The organism is Pedobacter nyackensis, from assembly GCF_032678475.1.
In the GTDB taxonomy this organism is placed as follows: Bacteria; Bacteroidota; Bacteroidia; order Sphingobacteriales; family Sphingobacteriaceae; genus Pedobacter; species Pedobacter nyackensis_A.
The window spans coordinates 136005-152184 of record NZ_JAVTSF010000007.1 but is presented as its reverse complement, the minus strand read 5'-3'; the positions used below and the strand labels follow the sequence as shown (position 1 = coordinate 152184).

Here is a 16180-nt window from a genome sequence, read left to right as displayed (position 1 = left end):
CAAACAAGCACAACAAGCAGAAGTCATTACTGATTTATAACACGTTAGCATTATAAAAACACTAAATTTAATACACTTATCTTTATAATTTTAGTAAATTGGATAACATTTAAATCGAAACTCATGCTTAGAAAAACAATGATCGCCGGTATCGCATTTTTTATGCTTTCTTGTGGCAATTCAAAAAATGAAGAAAAAAGTTCAGAATCAAGTAGCATAATTGATAATGTCAGCAACCTGAACAAAGTTGCTGGTTCTGCAAACAAGATTGAAGAAACAACCAACAAACTAAAGAAACTGACACCATTAACAAATGACGAGCTTAAAGCCGTTGTTCCTGAGACTTTAAATGGACTGAAAAGAAAGAGTTTTTCTGCCGGGGGTTTAGCCGTAACGGGCTTAAGTTCTATTGATGCAGAGTATGGAGATGATACTAAATATGTAAAAATTGGTATCATGGATGGTGCCGGAGAAGCCGGAAGCGCGATTGTTTCTTTAATGGCATTGACATTAAGTATGGACACAGAATCAGAATCTAATGGAACTAAGACTAAAACTGCCGAAATCAACGGAATCCGCTCCATAACAGAAGATACTAAATCAGATAGTTCTGTTAACTCATCCATTAAGTTTATTTACAAAGACAGGTATTCTGTTAGTGTGGATGGAACAGGCTATAGCTTGCAGGAACTGGAAGCTTTTGTGAAAGAACTGAACCTGAGCGCATTAAAATAATTTCGATAATCAGTCGTAATAAAAATGGCCATTGCATAGTTGCAATGGCCATTTTTATTACGACTGAAACTTCAGAATTTTCTTTTCATGATGGTAACATCTGCTGGCACCAACAAACAAATTGCACAATACAGCAAATAAACTGCAATATTTTGCATATATTTGCAGCATTATACAATAATACGTCTTATGTTAGCAAAAACCCTTAAAGCCAGAAACGCAACTAAAGCAATCTTCTTAGTCTGTGGATTAGGCATATCCAGTTGGGCACCAATGGTCCCCTATGCAAAAGATCGCCTGGGGCTTAACAACGCAGATCTTGGACTTTTGCTGTTATTACTTGGCGCAGGTGCGATTGCCATGATGCCTGTAAGTGGAGTCCTTGCACACCGTTATGGAACGCGCATTGTGATAAGATATGCTGCAATAATCATGGCACTTATAATTCCTTTACTTATAATCATCAATTCTCCAATTTGGATGGGGCTTGCTATTTTTATTTTTGGCGGTGCTGTCGGCACAGTAGATGTAGCGATGAATGCGCAAGGTGTTCAGGTTCAAAATAGCTCAAAAAAACCAATCATGTCTTCTCTTCATGGCTTATTTAGTGTTGGAGGGCTGTTCGGGTCGCTAGGTCTTGGTTTTCTGATGAAACTAGGTCTTAGTCCAATTACTGCTGCTATAAGCATATCAGTTATGCTTATAGCGATTGTGCTTTGGAATTACCAATACCTCTTTGACGTACATACAGAAAAAGAATTGATCAAAGAATTTGCGAATGAACCAGTGACAAAAAAAATAAACGGTGTTTCCTGGTTGAAGGGAAGTGTTATATTTTTAGGTTTGATGTGTTTTTCTGTTTTTCTTTCTGAGGGAGCTATGCTGGATTGGAGTGCAATATTTCTTACGGAGAATAAAGGTATTAATCCGGAACTCGCTGGCGTAGGCTATGCCGCTTTCTCCATTGCTATGGCTACCATGCGTCTGCTTGGAGATAAAATCGTATCTCATCTAAGTGGAAAAACAGTAGTCATTGGTGGGTCAATCATTGCGGCCTCAGGTATTTTCTTAGCTATTCTTACCCCATGGCTGCTTACCTCGCTTATCGGGTTTATACTTTTAGGAATTGGAGCAGCCAATATTGTTCCGGTTTTCTTTAGTGAAGGTGGAAGACTTAAGAATATACCGGCAACCATTTCTATTCCGGTAATCAGTACAATGGGGTATGCCGGTCAGTTAGCTGGTCCGGCGTTGTTAGGTTTTATAGCTTATCACTTTTCTTTAAATGGAGCCTTCGCTTTTATTGGCGGATTGTTGGTCATGGTTGCTATTGCTTATGGATTAAGAAGAAATGACTAACCAGGTAACAAAACAATAATATCCAGCTACAATTTATAATTACAACTGGATATTATTGCTAAATCATTTCTGTTATTATGAAAACAGAAATGATTTAGGACTGTTAATTGATTGAAAAGCTATAAGTTGCCCCTTTCCAGGTAGCTGCATAATCTTTATCATGATGTTTACCAGGAGTTTTATCTGTATGAGTTATTTCAACTACATACGTTCCAGGCCATAAAGGAACGAATTCAAAAGCTCCGTTTTCATCAGTATAAAATTCTTTAGACCATCCTGTCGGCGAAAAAACAGTTACTGCTTTTTTACTTGCCGCAGCCTCTTTAAGGAAGGCACTCATTTTGACTGTATTTTTGACTTTTAGAGATGTAACATCATTTACATGTAGTTTAAGTGCATTTGTATTATGTGTAGCAACAGGCGCAACCTTACCGACACTTACACCTGCACTGGATAGGAAATGATACTTAGTGGTCCCACCCAGATCCTTAGCTTCGTGACTTACCGTAATGGTATACGAACCATTTTGTTCCGGCGTAAAACTTCCCTCAAAATAATTCACACCGGGTGTTACTTTCAGCTGCGTTTTCTTGTTATCGGGACCTATCAGCCATAGGTTGAATTCCTTAACATCGGAATACCATGTAGAAACGCTATCGCGTCCCAGATCAGCATATTCACCATAATAAACTTTAACTGTTTGCTTCTGTCCCACCTTGCCTGTAGCCGGTGTTTCAATCCAAAGCGCGTGAGCGAAAACGTTACTCGTCGCTATAGTAAGCAAGACTGTAACAATCGCAAAAGATATTCTTTTCATATTTTTTGTTTTGATAAGGGGTTAGATATATTAATTTAAGACCACTTCTTTTACAACTGATTTTGCAACCGGTTTTTTCAAATCATTTTTATTCCCTTCCTGAGTCGGGTCACGTTGATCAGGTTTACTTTTTTTCTTCTTAAACTTTCGACCATACCAGATCAGGAATCCGGTAATAGGAAGCGAAGCACCGATTAATGAAGCCAGGAATGCCAAAACTTTACCTGGAAACCCAAGTATACTCCCCACATGAATGTCATAGTTCATTTTTCTAAGTTTGGTGGAAAAATTTGCCGTTTCATAATTCGTTGAATACACATCTTCTCTTTTGAGTTCAATTACTGTGTACTGATCAAAAGTATACCCCTGGCTATTGTAAAACTGTCCGGTGTTTGGATATACAGTTATACCAATGGTAGCCTTTGGTTCTGAAGCATCAGGAAAATTGTAATAAAAGCCCTGTGATTTTGGGTGTTTGGCAATCACCTTGTTCCATGCCAGATCCATTGCCCGTTCTGCTGTATAGTGTTTATTGGCTTGCAAGGAGTCTGATTCCAAACGTTTAAATTCGGCGAGTTGTTCTCCCCCTGAGGTTACCCAGTATAAACCCTCGCTATACCATTTGATGCCATATACCATTCCAGTTAGTGCTATCGCCAATAAAAATAATAGAGAATAAAAACCCAGAACATTGTGCAGGTCAAGATTTACACGTTTAAATGAAGCTCCCCATTTGATTTTAAAACTTTTATCACGGGTTGATTTGTTCCATTTTTTCGGATACCACCAGATTAGTCCCGTAATCAGTAAGATTACAAAAACCATTGTACCATAATTTACAATTGGTCTTCCAATTTCATAAGGCATCCACAGAAATCGATGGCCATTTAAAACGAACCTAAAGAAATCTGTTTCACCTTTTTTACGTACTTCTTTGCTGATAACCTCTCCGGTATAAGGATTGATTTTGAGCGTAACCCCACCACCTCGTCTTCCACCGCCCCGGGCTCCTTTTTCCTTTTTTTCTATCTTATTTTTCAGATTCAGGTTTATGGCACGCCCTTGCTGATAATTGGCATAAGCCGGTAGTTTATCTGGATAATCCCTGGCTACAATAGCAGATAGTTGGCCAGGTGTAACCACAGACTTATTCTGCTTTTCAACCTTGGTCTCTGGTTCCAGCATTCCGTTAATTTCTTCATTAAAAACCCAGATACATCCTGTAAGACAAACAATTAAAACAATGACACCAGAAATAAGACCCAGCCAGAGGTGAAGCCATTTGTTTATCCTTGTAAAAAGAGAGTCCTTGCTCTTTTTCTTAGGCAGTAAAGTTTTATTTCCGGTAATCATTGTTTTAATATTTAAGGGTCTTTTTGAATGGGTTATTTAAAATGTCTAATAAGTTATTGCAGGTGCTGGATAGCGGTGATCTTACCACCTTCAACTTTTAGGCCTTGTGTAGCCGTTGCATTAGATGCATCGATTTTATATACGTAAGTAGCTCCACTTACCAAATTCACACCAACATAGCCCGTTTTTCCATCTTTAGGACTATAGTTGTTAGTCGTTACACTTGAAATAGTACTAACTTCAGGGAATCCTGTTACAGCGGTTACAGTTTTGGCTACCACATCAACTATAGCCAAACGCTTACCTGTTACATAAGCTCCTTTAGTTGCTTTTGGTTCGATGTTGGCAATGAATTTATTTTGACCAATATATAGCCAGTCTGTAATTACATAACCGTTAGAAGCAGTTTCAAAGTTCATAAAATAAGTCTGGTCAAATTCTGTAGTACCAGCTTTGATACGGGTAATTGCAGAAGGTTTTGTTGAGGTTAACTTAGAGTCAGTTAATACATCTGGAGTCTCAGTGTTATCATCAACAGCAACCGAAGATGAAAATGCGTAAACATCGCCATTTTCAATCAGGCCAAGACCATCCGTGAAATATCTGCCAATAAAGCTCGTTCTAGTGTCTTTAATTGTTTTTTCATACTGCATACCCGGGTAAGAAAATACGGCGATCCCTGCCTCATCTGGAAATTTAGTCCAGAAGTTTCTTCCGGTAATAGAAAAGAATGGCGCAAACACTTTGTTTCCTACCTGCTTAATCCAGCTGAGGTGAGCAATTTCCCCGTTACCACTTGGCGTTATCGCGTCTGCGGTACCTTCAGCAACCTGAATATTAGTCGTAGTATTCACGCGATACCAGCTGTAAACAGTCGGCGTACCAGCAGCAGCGATCGTCCTTGGAACCCTAACCATCAGAATGTCGTCATTTACCGGTGCAAAAGCATGTACCGTCGCCGATGTAAAATCATTCAACTCCTTTAATTTACCATCGTTTATACCATAAACGGTTACTGCGCCAGGACTGCCCTGACCATAAAGCATGCTAAAGAACTTGTTATTGGCAGTTACATAATACCTGTAGGTACCGTCCTGTTCTACACCGTTACCGATGATGGATACTGCGCCACTTTCCAGACTGCTCGCTGTAAGCAGGTAATCGGCTACACCAGCAATCGCTGTTGGTGTAACGGCTATAATATAATTTCCAGGATTTTCCGGAATTACTTCCCTATCAGATTTTTTGTCGCACGAACTTAAAACTCCTACAAATGCCAGAGCTAGAAGCGTTTTGGTAATTGTTGTTTTCATATTGATTTTTAAAAAGATTATGTTGTAATTATTGTTGTGACTTATTAATGAAGTATCTAAAATTCAAATAGAATCCGCGACCGGGCTTTTGCAAAGCAAAATTGTCAAACACCGGCTTGTCTGCAAGATTTCTAGCTTCCATGGAAATGTTATATCGGCCATTTTTCATGCTGTAAACGAAATTCACATCATGTTGCAATTGCGTAGGAATACCTTTTTTAGTTTCTGATGTAGGATTTCCAAAACTTGGCCAAACGAGCCAAAATGATTCTACGTATATAAGATTATAACCGACAGTCAGGTTATTCCCTTTTTTGAATATATTCCTGAAAGAAGCAGATACATCTGTATTACCAAACAGGTAAGGGATATTAGGCATCTGATCGAGATAGGTAAAGCTTACTCCCGGATAATACTGTTTCAAATCAGCATCCCAGTCATGCTTTTGAAGATTTCTCAGCATTTGATAGCTTACAGTGGCACCTGCACTTAACCAGTTTTTATAGGAATACCTGATCTCAGTATCAAACCCGGTAGTACGTACACCGTCTCGGTTATCAGAAATTGTATTGTTCTGCCGTGGACTCGTGCCACCGAACATCCTACTCCATATAAAGTCCTGAGAATATCTGTAAATAGCATTAGCAGTGATGGAAAACCTATTAACTTCATTTACTTTGAATCCATATATTACCCCCAAATTGAAATTATCACTTTTTTCCGGCTTCAATAATGGATTAGGTTCCTCATTTTCCAGGTTACCAAATATTTCGTTTGCTTCTGGCATCCGGTTAGTCAATTCATATGAAGCTTTAATTTGTAAGTCAGGTTTGATGTAGTATGACAGGGCTGTACCATATCCCAATTTATGATCTGTTTTTTTTTGCTTTAAGCTACCTACTTCGCTCTTTAACATAATGTACTTTCCGAAAACGTTAAGACTCCATTTGCTGTCTACAGCATAGGAATACCCGAAACCAAGCACATTCTTATCCATTTTTTTTGCCGGATCCAGTACATTGTTCTCCGGGAATAACAAATTATTGCTTTTCCTGTCGAAAGTAGAAAATACGTTGTTGACTGCTACCGACTGGTGCTCTGTGAGTTTATAACTCAGCATAGCCGTAGCCAGTCCATTGTTGTTTCTATACTCAATATGGCCACCGCCATCACGTTCACCCATCGTTACCTTAGGATCACGGATACCATCCCAGTCATACTTCGCTCTTGCTGTATCTACTGTAGTCTCGTATCCCAGATTATAATTTGCATTTAAGGTTATATCCAGTCCCGGAATTAAATCTGTTTTTTTGTATTTCAGTGATGGCATCACGATATTTCCGCGCCTGTGTAATTGTCCAAATACAGATTCAGGTCTGGCAGCAGTCTGCATTTCCTTATAGTTTTGTCCAAGGGTCATACCAATTAACAAGTTGTCTGCCCAGGATTTGCCTATAACGCCGACATTCGCAATTAAAGTTTCATTGTGATAAGTGTCGTGAAAACGCTTTACTGTAGCTGCCTTTTTCTCAGGAACCATATTATTCTGTAACAAGGTTTTCAGGTTTGTTTTATAATTGTTATCAGAATAGTTCTGGAAGGCACTAAGCTGTACCGTAAATCCGCTCTCCGATGTAGCTGCGGCATTTAACACGCTACGATGTGTATTAAATGACCCATAAGAATATGAGGCATCCACATAGTTCCGATGTCGGTTGCCAGTAACGATGTTAATGGCGCCACCTAAAGCATCAGAGCCTAACCACATTGGAACTACTCCCTTATATACCTCCACGCGTTCGGCAACATTGATTGGGATATTATTGATCTGAAAAGAAGATCCCATGTTATCCATCGGGATACCATCGATAAAGTAACGGATATGCCTGCCTGAGAAACCATTTAATGATACATTAAAATTGGATCCTACACCTCCAGACTCTCTTACCCGAACACCTGCAACACGATCTAATGCACCCGAGATATCCAAGGTAGTATTGTAGAGTTTAGTCGCATCTATCGCAGTCACATTAAATGCTTGTCTATTCACCTCCTGAGGCTTTGTGCGACCTATCACGCTAACTGTTTCCATTTGCTGGACGTTCTCAGTCAGTGTAAAATTTATGCCACCGTTTTCACCGGTAACGAGTTTAATCTCCCTTTTCTGTGATTTAAACCCAACAGCGTTTACCTGCACAATATAAATGGCTGATTTTACGTTCCTAATCACATAATTCCCATTATGATCAGAAACCGCTCCATACTTGGAATTTTGAAGTTTAATAGTGGCAGCAACAATTGGTTCACCTGCACTGCCGGTCAGCCTTCCACTTAGGTTGGCTTGCTCTGTTTGAGCTTTGGAAAAAAAAACGTTGGTACATAATATACCCAATAGCAAAAAATTCTTAATTTGCATGACTTTTAACTACGATTAAAGGTGAGCCGGCATTGCCGGTTAGCCACACGGGTCCTAAGCCGTGTGGCATTTTTTTTATGATGCAAATATATAGTTATTTAGAACAAGTCCAAATAAAGAATGTGTATTTTAATTTACACCTTAGCTTTCCCACGCTTCCACCAGATCAAAAAGCCTGTAATTGGCAGGCCCGCAGCGATTAACCCTGCAAAAAATGCAAGTATTTTTCCTGTAATTCCAAGTACGCTTCCGGTATGGAGATCATAATTCATAGCGATAAGTTTAGCCCCTGTTGATAGCATTCCGAACTCGGCTCCTTTCTGCAGCAGCTTTCCATTGTATCGATCGAACTTGTATTGCACCCTACGGTATAAACGCATTTCATCCTGATAAGCGGAAACGTTCACCGTTCCACTTTTAGCAGAGGGAAAACTATATAAAAAGTAAGCCGTTTCGGGTGAAGCTTTAATGGCCTGACCAAGAATCTGATCGGCTGGCATTACAGTAGCTACCTGTGTAGTATCGGATAGTATTTTTGTTTTTTTCTCTGTCGTCAATTCAAAAGACCACATTAAACCGGTCAAAGAAATGATCATCAACAATATAAATGTGTAAAAACCTGATACATTATGAAGGTCATAATTCAGACGTTTAAACTTTGCATCCCATTTGATTTTAAAGCTTTTCTTCAGCTGCTTAGCTTTCCATTTTTTTGGCCACCACAAAACCAAGCCTGAAAGCAATAAAATAACAAAACATACGACAGACCAGCGTACAATAAAGTGTCCTACGGTATCACCCAGCAATAGATTCATGTGCAATGCCAACACCACAGTAAAAAATTCTTTTTTGGCATTTTCTTTAAACACCACCTCTCCTGTATAAGGGTTCAGGTAAACCTTTTTATAATATTGATAATAGTTCCAATAACCAAATGCGGTTTTATCTACCTTCATTGACCGGAACATATAGGTGTGTCCTGGTGTTTGCGAAAGTTCTGCCCGAGAGATTTTACGATCTTTCCCAATAGCCTTTTCAGCAATTGGGATCAACTGGCTCAAAGGCAAACGTACTGCTCCTTTAGGGATATTTACGTGTAGACGATCTTTGTAAATCAGCGCCTTTATTTCGTCCTGAAATGCATATACTGCACCGGTAATCCCCAATATAAACACCACCAGCCCGGATATTAATCCGAGCCAGAGGTGAATTTGTCCAATGATTTTTTTAAGATTCAATGTTAAAATTTAAACGTTAAGCTTGCCGCAATGGTTCTTGGCATTTGTGGAGTCAATACACCTTGTCCTGCGAAATAAAATTCGTCAGCTAAGTTATCAACTTTAATACCCAGTCTGTACTGAGGTTTATCATAAAATATGGTTGCCGTTGCCATTATATATGATGGTAAGGTGAATACACCTGTAGTTGCATGGTTCGCCGTTTTATGCTCACCAATATAATTGATACCGGCACCCAGCCCCAAACCTTTCAACTCACCACGGGGAATTGCGTAACTAATCCAGGAATTTACCAATGTTGCAGGTCCCGCTGATGCCGGCCTACGACCCTGCAAAGCAGGAAGACCTTTTATCAGCTTGCTATCGTTATAGCTATATCCGGCAATAATATTCAGTCCTTCAAACGGATTACTGATCAGCTCCAGTTCTATGCCTTTACTTTTCTGCGTACCATCTTGCACGGTAATATTGTAATTTGCCCCGTTTACATTTATCGCTTCAGTACGTGTCATGTTCTCCACCTCAATATCATAAGCACTAGCGGTAAAGCTGAGTCTACCTTCAAACAATTCCATCTTAACCCCTGCTTCAAACTGATTGGCATGTTGAGGTTTGAATGTACCTGAAACCTCTGATCCCTTTGGCTGTGTAACAGGTGGCACATAACTAAAGCCATTCATGTAATTACCAAACAGAGAAACCTTGTCTTTTAATACCTGGTATACTACTCCCAGCTTGGGCGAGACGGCAGTTTGCAGGTATGAACTGTTCGCAGCCAACTTATTATCAATCTGATTCCATGTACCTTTGTTATGAAAACGGTCTATACGTAAACTCAGCATGGCCAGCAATCTGTCAGTCAGGTTCAATACGTTAGAGGCATAAGCGCTGTAAATATTACTTTTGGTATTGTTCTTTGTAGGTTGAAATTTTGTTGGATCTTTTTTATTAATCGCATCAAGTTGTGCCAATCTCAACTCTACCAGTGAACGTGATAACCTTACATAATAGGCATCAGGTTTTACAGCACTTGTGGTATCAAATGCCAGATAAGGTGAATTGTTGTTATTAATTGTCTGGTTCAGATAATCCACCCCCACCACCAGTCTGTTACGCAGGCCTGCGATTTTAAAATCACCGATAAAATTCTGCTGAATATCAGTGGCTGTATTTACAGAATTTTGCAGGGAGATGTTGCGTTCCAGCATATCGTCAGTGTAAGACAAGCGGACAAACTGGTATTGATAAAACCCGTCAGATTTGCGTGTATTACTTGAATAAATGGTTTGTGAAGTCCATTGTGCCGACATCTTATAAGTAGCCTGTGCTCTTACATTTACCGTTGGATTTCTCATGGTAATATCATTACTAGTAAATGAACGTTTCCAGTCATAATTTAACTCCTTAGGTGTTGTCGCAAAAAAATTACGCGAACGATTTAAAAAAACCGAAGGAGAACTTGTTCCTTCCATTTCGTAGAAACTGGCATTCAAACTCAGCGTTAACCTTTCATTTGCTCTATATTCAAATGCCGGGGCCGCAAAAATTGACTTTTTGAACCCTGCATCCTGAAAGCTATTCTGGTTTTGATAAGCAGCATTCATTCTAAACAAAAGTTTTTTGTCCTTATTAACCGGGCCATACACATCAGCAGAAAGTCTGTTCAAACCATAGCTTCCAGTAGTGTAATTGAGTTCTCCACCCAATGTGTCCACAGGCCTTTTAGTAGCAATATTGATTAAACCGCCAAATGCCACAACAGCACCTCCGTATAAAGTTCCCGAAGGTCCTTTCACCAGTTCCACACGTTCGATATTCACGGGGTCAATCTCTCCATTAGTCTGTGAAGGTACACCGTCAACCAGCGAGGCTTCAGTGCGAAAACCGCGCATACTGTAAGAAGAAGCACCATCTGCATTGATTCCTCTGGTACCTTGTATTTTATATATTCCGGGACTGTTTTTTAACGACATGCTAAACTCAGTTACCATTTGTTCAGTAAGTAAAGCCTTTGGTATCGTTGTATAAATCTGCGGATTCTCCAGATTACCTAAAGGCATTTTAGCCGCGGTAGTTGTTTTCTTTACCGCAAATTTATTAGTACAGCCACCATTTACCACTACCTCTTCCAGTTGATCATTGCTTTCTACCAGTACAAAATCAACAGAAACTGTTTCACCCGCAAGTACAGTTACTTCCTTTTGCTGAACACCAAGTCCTACAAAACTGGCCACAAGCTTATACGCTCCGGCTTCCAGATCTTTCAGTAAATAATTTCCCCTGGCATCTACCTGTGCACTCTTTACACCTTTAATGCCTACCGTAACAAACTCAGCGGGTTTTCCATCATTCGTTCTCACTTTACCTTTGATGCTACCTTTAATACCGGAGGTTTGTATAGTTATCTGTGTACCGTTTACACTCAATCCCTTAAGCTGGGTACCAAGCAATTCCGCTAAGGCATCTTTCAAAGATTTATCTTTGAAATTCACATTCACTCGCTTTTGTACATTCAGTTGAGTACTGCTATACGAAAAACGCACTCCTGCAGCATCGCCCACAGCTTTGAGTACATCAGCAACACTAACATTGCTCAACTGAAGCGTTACCGGTTTTTCCAGTATTGGGTTTTGCTGCGCATAGCTGCTAAGCGGCAGATACAGCACAAAACAGATTAAAAGCAGAAATTTTACGAATTGTTTCTTTTGGGTACATCCTTTGTACATACTTTTGTTTGTTGTTAAATTAATGATGAATTGATTTTTCAATAACCCGGTGTGAAGTTTGCCGACTGAAACCGGGTTTATTTTTATAATTGGTTTGAGATGATCAATAGAGTATATAATTATTTCTCTCCTGCCTGTAACTGAACTTTACCGCGAAGCCTATACTTTCCAACACCTGTTTCAAAGTTGGATTACTAAAATTACCTGTGTAACGTTCTCTAAGTAATGCAGGACGGCTGATCGTAATATTCACATTGTACCAGCTTTCAAGAATTCTGACAGCCTCTTCCAGGGTTACATTATCCAGCAGCAACTCATTGTTTTTCCAGGCTATATATTTACTTGTGTATACATCTTCAGCTTTCATAATTGCCTCTGATGATACATTTTCAAAAACACCGCGTTTATTAGCCGTCAAAATCAATCCTTGTTTATCGGAATTCTCTGAAAATTGGACCTTACCTTCCACTACAACTACCGAAGTAGTTTTTTCGGCAGTTAATGCCCTTAAGTTGAATTTAGTACCCAGTACCTGAATTTTTGTATTTGCGGTATGGATGATAAACGGCTTTGACGGATCCTTTGCCACACTAAAATAAGCTTCCCCACTAAATTCCAGTTTTCTAAACGTCCCTCTAAAACTTTCAGGAAATCGTAAAACACTTTCTGAATTCAACCATGCCACCGTCCCATCTGGCAAGGTTACACTTAGTTTCTGTCCCTTAACTGTCTTTATTTCTTTATAAACTATTGTGTTATTTTTTGGGAAATTATTCCTCCCAATTGTATGAATGTAATAGAAAGTTGCAAGTCCCAGCAAGAACACGGCGCATGCTGCAAGCTGCCAGATCATCCTGTAATTCCGCAATTTAACAATACGGGCAGGCATGGTCTCAATAAGTATCTGGTAACGGTTCGACAACCTCTTCCAGCCTTTATTCTGCAGAATGGCTAAATCTGTTTTTTCGGGAAAGCTCATTTCCACCTCATCCGATTCCAGCCATTGTTCAACATTATACTGCTCTTCAGGGCTACACTGCCCGAGGTGATAACGCTCAATAAGTTCTTTAGTAATCTGCATATATTGAAGGCATCACTATGACGCCTATATAAACTAAGCCGGATAAATCAGTTTTTTCCCTAGGCCTGAATTCAAAAAAAATGAATTATTTTCCAACTACCTGAATTCCTGCAAATTACTCCTCAAAAAACTAATAGCTTTATACAAGTGGTATTCCACAGTTTTTTCTGAAATAACCAATGCGACGCCAATCGCTTTATTGTTCATCCCCTGTTCCTGACTTAAGCGATATACTTCACGACATCGGCAAGGTAGTTCCTCTACCAACAAGCTCAGGTTTCCATTTAATTCGCTAAACAAGACATGTTCCTCTGTACAGTTTCTTGAACAAGAAAAATTTTGTAAAGCGCACTTGATGTGTTCCCTATGGCTATTGCTGGTACGCAGATATTCAAAGGCTTCCAGCTTAGCTGCCCGGTTTAAATATTGTTCAATAGTAGTTTTAATAGTGATTTTCTCTCTACGTTCCCAGAGGGAGGCAAACAAATCCTGGCAAATCTCTTCAGCAATTTCTTCATCACGGGTGTAATGAAATATAATGCCAAACACACTTTTCCAGCAATTTCTGTAAATATGGGCGAAATCTTGCTCGTTCATCAGTTGAACAGCAAGGGGAGCGTTTGGGTCTTGATTTGAAGGAGATCCTGGCACTTCGTTAAATTTGTTCAAAGCTAAACAATTAACTGGAATCAATCTAAATAAAGCAACAATTTTAATTGTCGCTCTTTAATTTTTCTTAACCTAAATAGTAAAAACCACCCTTAAAACTAATTAAAGGTGGTTATGCGTACTTCTAAATATACAATTAACAAAAGTTTTAAAATGCCTTTGCAAATTCCGCAGCAAAATCTTCCAACTTGATTTTTCCAAACGAAGAAGGTTTATTGTTAAAATAGTGCTCGTATAATCTGCCACTTCTGGTCGCATCACCCATTTCCACATAGCTTTTAGCCATCACCTCAGGAAGTCCGGCCTGTAACATACCTTGTAAAGCATCTTCATCATTAAACTCTACCCATGGAAGTTCTGGCTTACCAATCGCTTTGCCCAATACACTTGCCACGTTTCCAGCAGTACTTTCATCACTGGCGATATATCTTATACTCTTGCCAGTAAATACCTGTTGCAATTCTTCTGCTGCTACGGCGGCTATGTCAATGGGATGTACCAATACGAGTGGTGTTTCCGCACTATAATTCGAGCCCAAAATACCAGCATGTTTAATCATATCGATATTTCCATAGAAATTGATGTAGAAAAATGCAGGACGCAAGTGTTTAATCGCTACACCATCCAGTTCAGCATAAATTTGCTCTACATCATGCAATCCCGAGATAGGTCCTGTACCGCCATCTAAATGTGCTCCTATGCTGCTGAGGTTAACGACCTGTTTAACACCAGAAGCTTTAATGGCCTCAGCATATTTTTTACCTGTACCGGAAATAAATTCCCTGATATTTGAAGCCCCAAAATTGGGTGGAACCATGGTATAGATGGCATCTTTTCCTGAAAAAGCTTCGGTTAAAAAAGCTACATCTTCTACAGAGCCAATAGCTGCTGTTGCGCCAAGTTCTTCTATAGCTTTAATCTTATCTGCACTGCTACTGATGATAGTAACCTGATGCCCGGCTGCAATTAAAATTTCTGCCAATGGCTTACTGATATTTCCTAGTGATCCTGTGATTGTAAAATTCATAACTTTATATTTTAAAATGTTGAATACAAAGGTATATTTGCACTTACTTTTATACAAGTACTTACCCCAAAGTATGTAACATGACAGCCATTAAAGAAAGCTCAACCCGTAATTTCAACAAGCAGACAACTGCTATATCCTGCCCCGTTACTTATGTAATGAACAAAATCGGAGGGCATTGGAAGCCAATTATTTTATATCACCTCTCAAACGGGCCAAAACGCTACAGTGAATTGAAACGGGCAATTCCTCAGATCACTGAAAAAATGCTCATCCAGCATTTAAAACAATTACAGGAAGATGACCTCGTGCTTAGAACTGCCGAACCTGTGGTCCCTCCTTTTGTCACCTATTCGGTGACTTCCGCAGGTACAAAGCTACAACCGGTTTTAAATGCAATGGCCATCTGGGGTCTGGAGGACATGGAACAAAGAATTAATGGTCCGAAGAAATAATATATTATAATTAAAAAATAAGTAATTTGAATTTTCAAATTATAAATATTTATGGGATACAATAGAAGAGATTTTATAGGAGCAGGCATGATCGCGACAACAGCCTCATTTTTGACATCAATGAACGCATTTGCTCTCCCAAACATCATTTCAAAAAAAGCAGCTGAAGGTTTTGCTTTAAAAATCATGGCTCCTTACTGGGGATTTCAAGGTTCTGTAACTGATTTTTGCAAAAAAGCGAAACAAGATGGATATGATGGGATAGAGATCCTATGGTCAGCCCAAATCGCTGATGAGTTGTTTAATGCACTGAAACAATATAAATTAGAAGTTGGCTTTCTTTGCAGAGGCGATGAACCCGTTCCCGCAACTCATTTCGCAACGTTTCAAAAGGTACTAAAAGAAGCTATTGAGCATAAATACCAGAAACCACTGTACATAAATGTGCATTCAGGAAAGGACTTTTTTAAATACGAAGACAACAAAAAGTTTATTGACTTTACTGTTCAATACGCAAAAAAAACAGGGGTTCCCATTTATCATGAGACCCACAGATCACGTATGCTTTATTCGGCTCCCGCCTCTCTACGCTATTTAGAAGAAAACCCTGATTTGAGGATAACACTTGACATTTCCCATTGGTGTAATGTAAGTGAAAGTTTACTTGAAGATCAACCGGCAACAGTTGAACTAGCCATTTCCCGCACAGATCATATTCACTCGAGGGTTGGCCATGAGCAGGGTCCCCAGATTAGTGACCCAAGGGCTCCGGAGTGGCAGACGACGGTTGCAGCTCATTTCGCGTGGTGGGACAAAGTAGTGGCGATTAAAAAACAACAGGGTAAAGTATTGACGATGTTAACTGAATTTGGCCCACCTACTTATATGCCAACTGTCCCTTTTACCAACGTTCCCATTGCCGATCAGTGGGCAATAAACACTTTTATGATGCAAATCTGGAAAAAAAGATACTTGTAAAGAAAACTTTCAC

13 protein-coding genes are annotated in these 16180 nt (G+C 39.4%); 4 read left to right on the top strand and 9 right to left on the bottom strand.

Features of this window, described 5'->3' with window-relative positions; genetic code table 11:
- Positions 1-123 precede the first annotated feature (123 nt).
- Together R2Q84_RS20525 and R2Q84_RS20520 are read left to right on the top strand one after the other, a co-directional pair.
- Complete coding sequence (locus R2Q84_RS20525) at positions 124-735, top strand: hypothetical protein (RefSeq protein ID WP_316818475.1); 612 nt, start codon at positions 124-126, stop codon at positions 733-735.
- A gap of 189 nt (positions 736-924) precedes the next feature.
- Entirely contained in the window at positions 925-2094 is a 1170-nt protein-coding gene (locus R2Q84_RS20520) for an MFS transporter (protein ID WP_316818474.1), read from the top strand.
- A gap of 103 nt (positions 2095-2197) precedes the next feature.
- Here R2Q84_RS20520 and R2Q84_RS20515 read toward each other — a convergent pair whose 3' ends face one another.
- The 9 genes from R2Q84_RS20515 to R2Q84_RS20475 form a co-directional block, all read right to left on the bottom strand.
- The gene (locus tag R2Q84_RS20515; RefSeq protein WP_316818473.1) at positions 2198-2911 is read right to left on the bottom strand and encodes a DUF4198 domain-containing protein; all 714 of its coding nucleotides are present in this window, start codon (positions 2909-2911) and stop codon (positions 2198-2200) included.
- A 30-nt stretch (positions 2912-2941) separates the two neighbouring features.
- A complete protein-coding gene (locus R2Q84_RS20510) occupies positions 2942-4264 on the bottom strand; it encodes a PepSY-associated TM helix domain-containing protein (RefSeq protein WP_316818472.1) in 1323 nt (440 codons plus the stop codon).
- A gap of 53 nt (positions 4265-4317) precedes the next feature.
- Entirely contained in the window at positions 4318-5577 is a 1260-nt protein-coding gene (locus R2Q84_RS20505; protein WP_316818471.1) for a DUF4374 domain-containing protein, read from the bottom strand.
- Positions 5578-5605: 28 nt separating this feature from the next.
- Positions 5606-7993, bottom strand: coding sequence for a TonB-dependent receptor (locus R2Q84_RS20500; RefSeq protein WP_316818470.1), 2388 nt, complete (start codon positions 7991-7993; stop codon positions 5606-5608).
- Positions 7994-8127: 134 nt separating this feature from the next.
- Positions 8128-9231, bottom strand: coding sequence for a PepSY-associated TM helix domain-containing protein (locus tag R2Q84_RS20495; protein WP_316818469.1), 1104 nt, complete (start codon positions 9229-9231; stop codon positions 8128-8130).
- Between the two features lie 2 nt (positions 9232-9233).
- Entirely contained in the window at positions 9234-11957 is a 2724-nt protein-coding gene (locus R2Q84_RS20490) for a TonB-dependent siderophore receptor (RefSeq protein WP_316818468.1), read from the bottom strand.
- A 103-nt stretch (positions 11958-12060) separates the two neighbouring features.
- Entirely contained in the window at positions 12061-13038 is a 978-nt protein-coding gene (locus tag R2Q84_RS20485) for a FecR family protein (protein ID WP_316818467.1), read from the bottom strand.
- Positions 13039-13134: 96 nt separating this feature from the next.
- Positions 13135-13707 (bottom strand): RNA polymerase sigma-70 factor, encoded by a 573-nt coding sequence (locus R2Q84_RS20480; RefSeq protein WP_316818466.1) that lies wholly within the window; start codon positions 13705-13707, stop codon positions 13135-13137.
- 148 nt (positions 13708-13855) lie between these two features.
- Complete coding sequence (locus R2Q84_RS20475; RefSeq protein ID WP_316818465.1) at positions 13856-14734, bottom strand: NAD(P)H-binding protein; 879 nt, start codon at positions 14732-14734, stop codon at positions 13856-13858.
- An 80-nt stretch (positions 14735-14814) separates the two neighbouring features.
- On the opposite strand from R2Q84_RS20475, the gene R2Q84_RS20470 reads away from it, so the two are divergent.
- Together R2Q84_RS20470 and R2Q84_RS20465 are read left to right on the top strand one after the other, a co-directional pair.
- Positions 14815-15189, top strand: a complete 375-nt coding sequence (locus R2Q84_RS20470) for a helix-turn-helix domain-containing protein (protein WP_316818464.1) — start codon at positions 14815-14817, stop codon at positions 15187-15189.
- Between the two features lie 51 nt (positions 15190-15240).
- Complete coding sequence (locus R2Q84_RS20465; protein ID WP_316818463.1) at positions 15241-16167, top strand: sugar phosphate isomerase/epimerase; 927 nt, start codon at positions 15241-15243, stop codon at positions 16165-16167.
- Positions 16168-16180 lie beyond the last annotated feature (13 nt).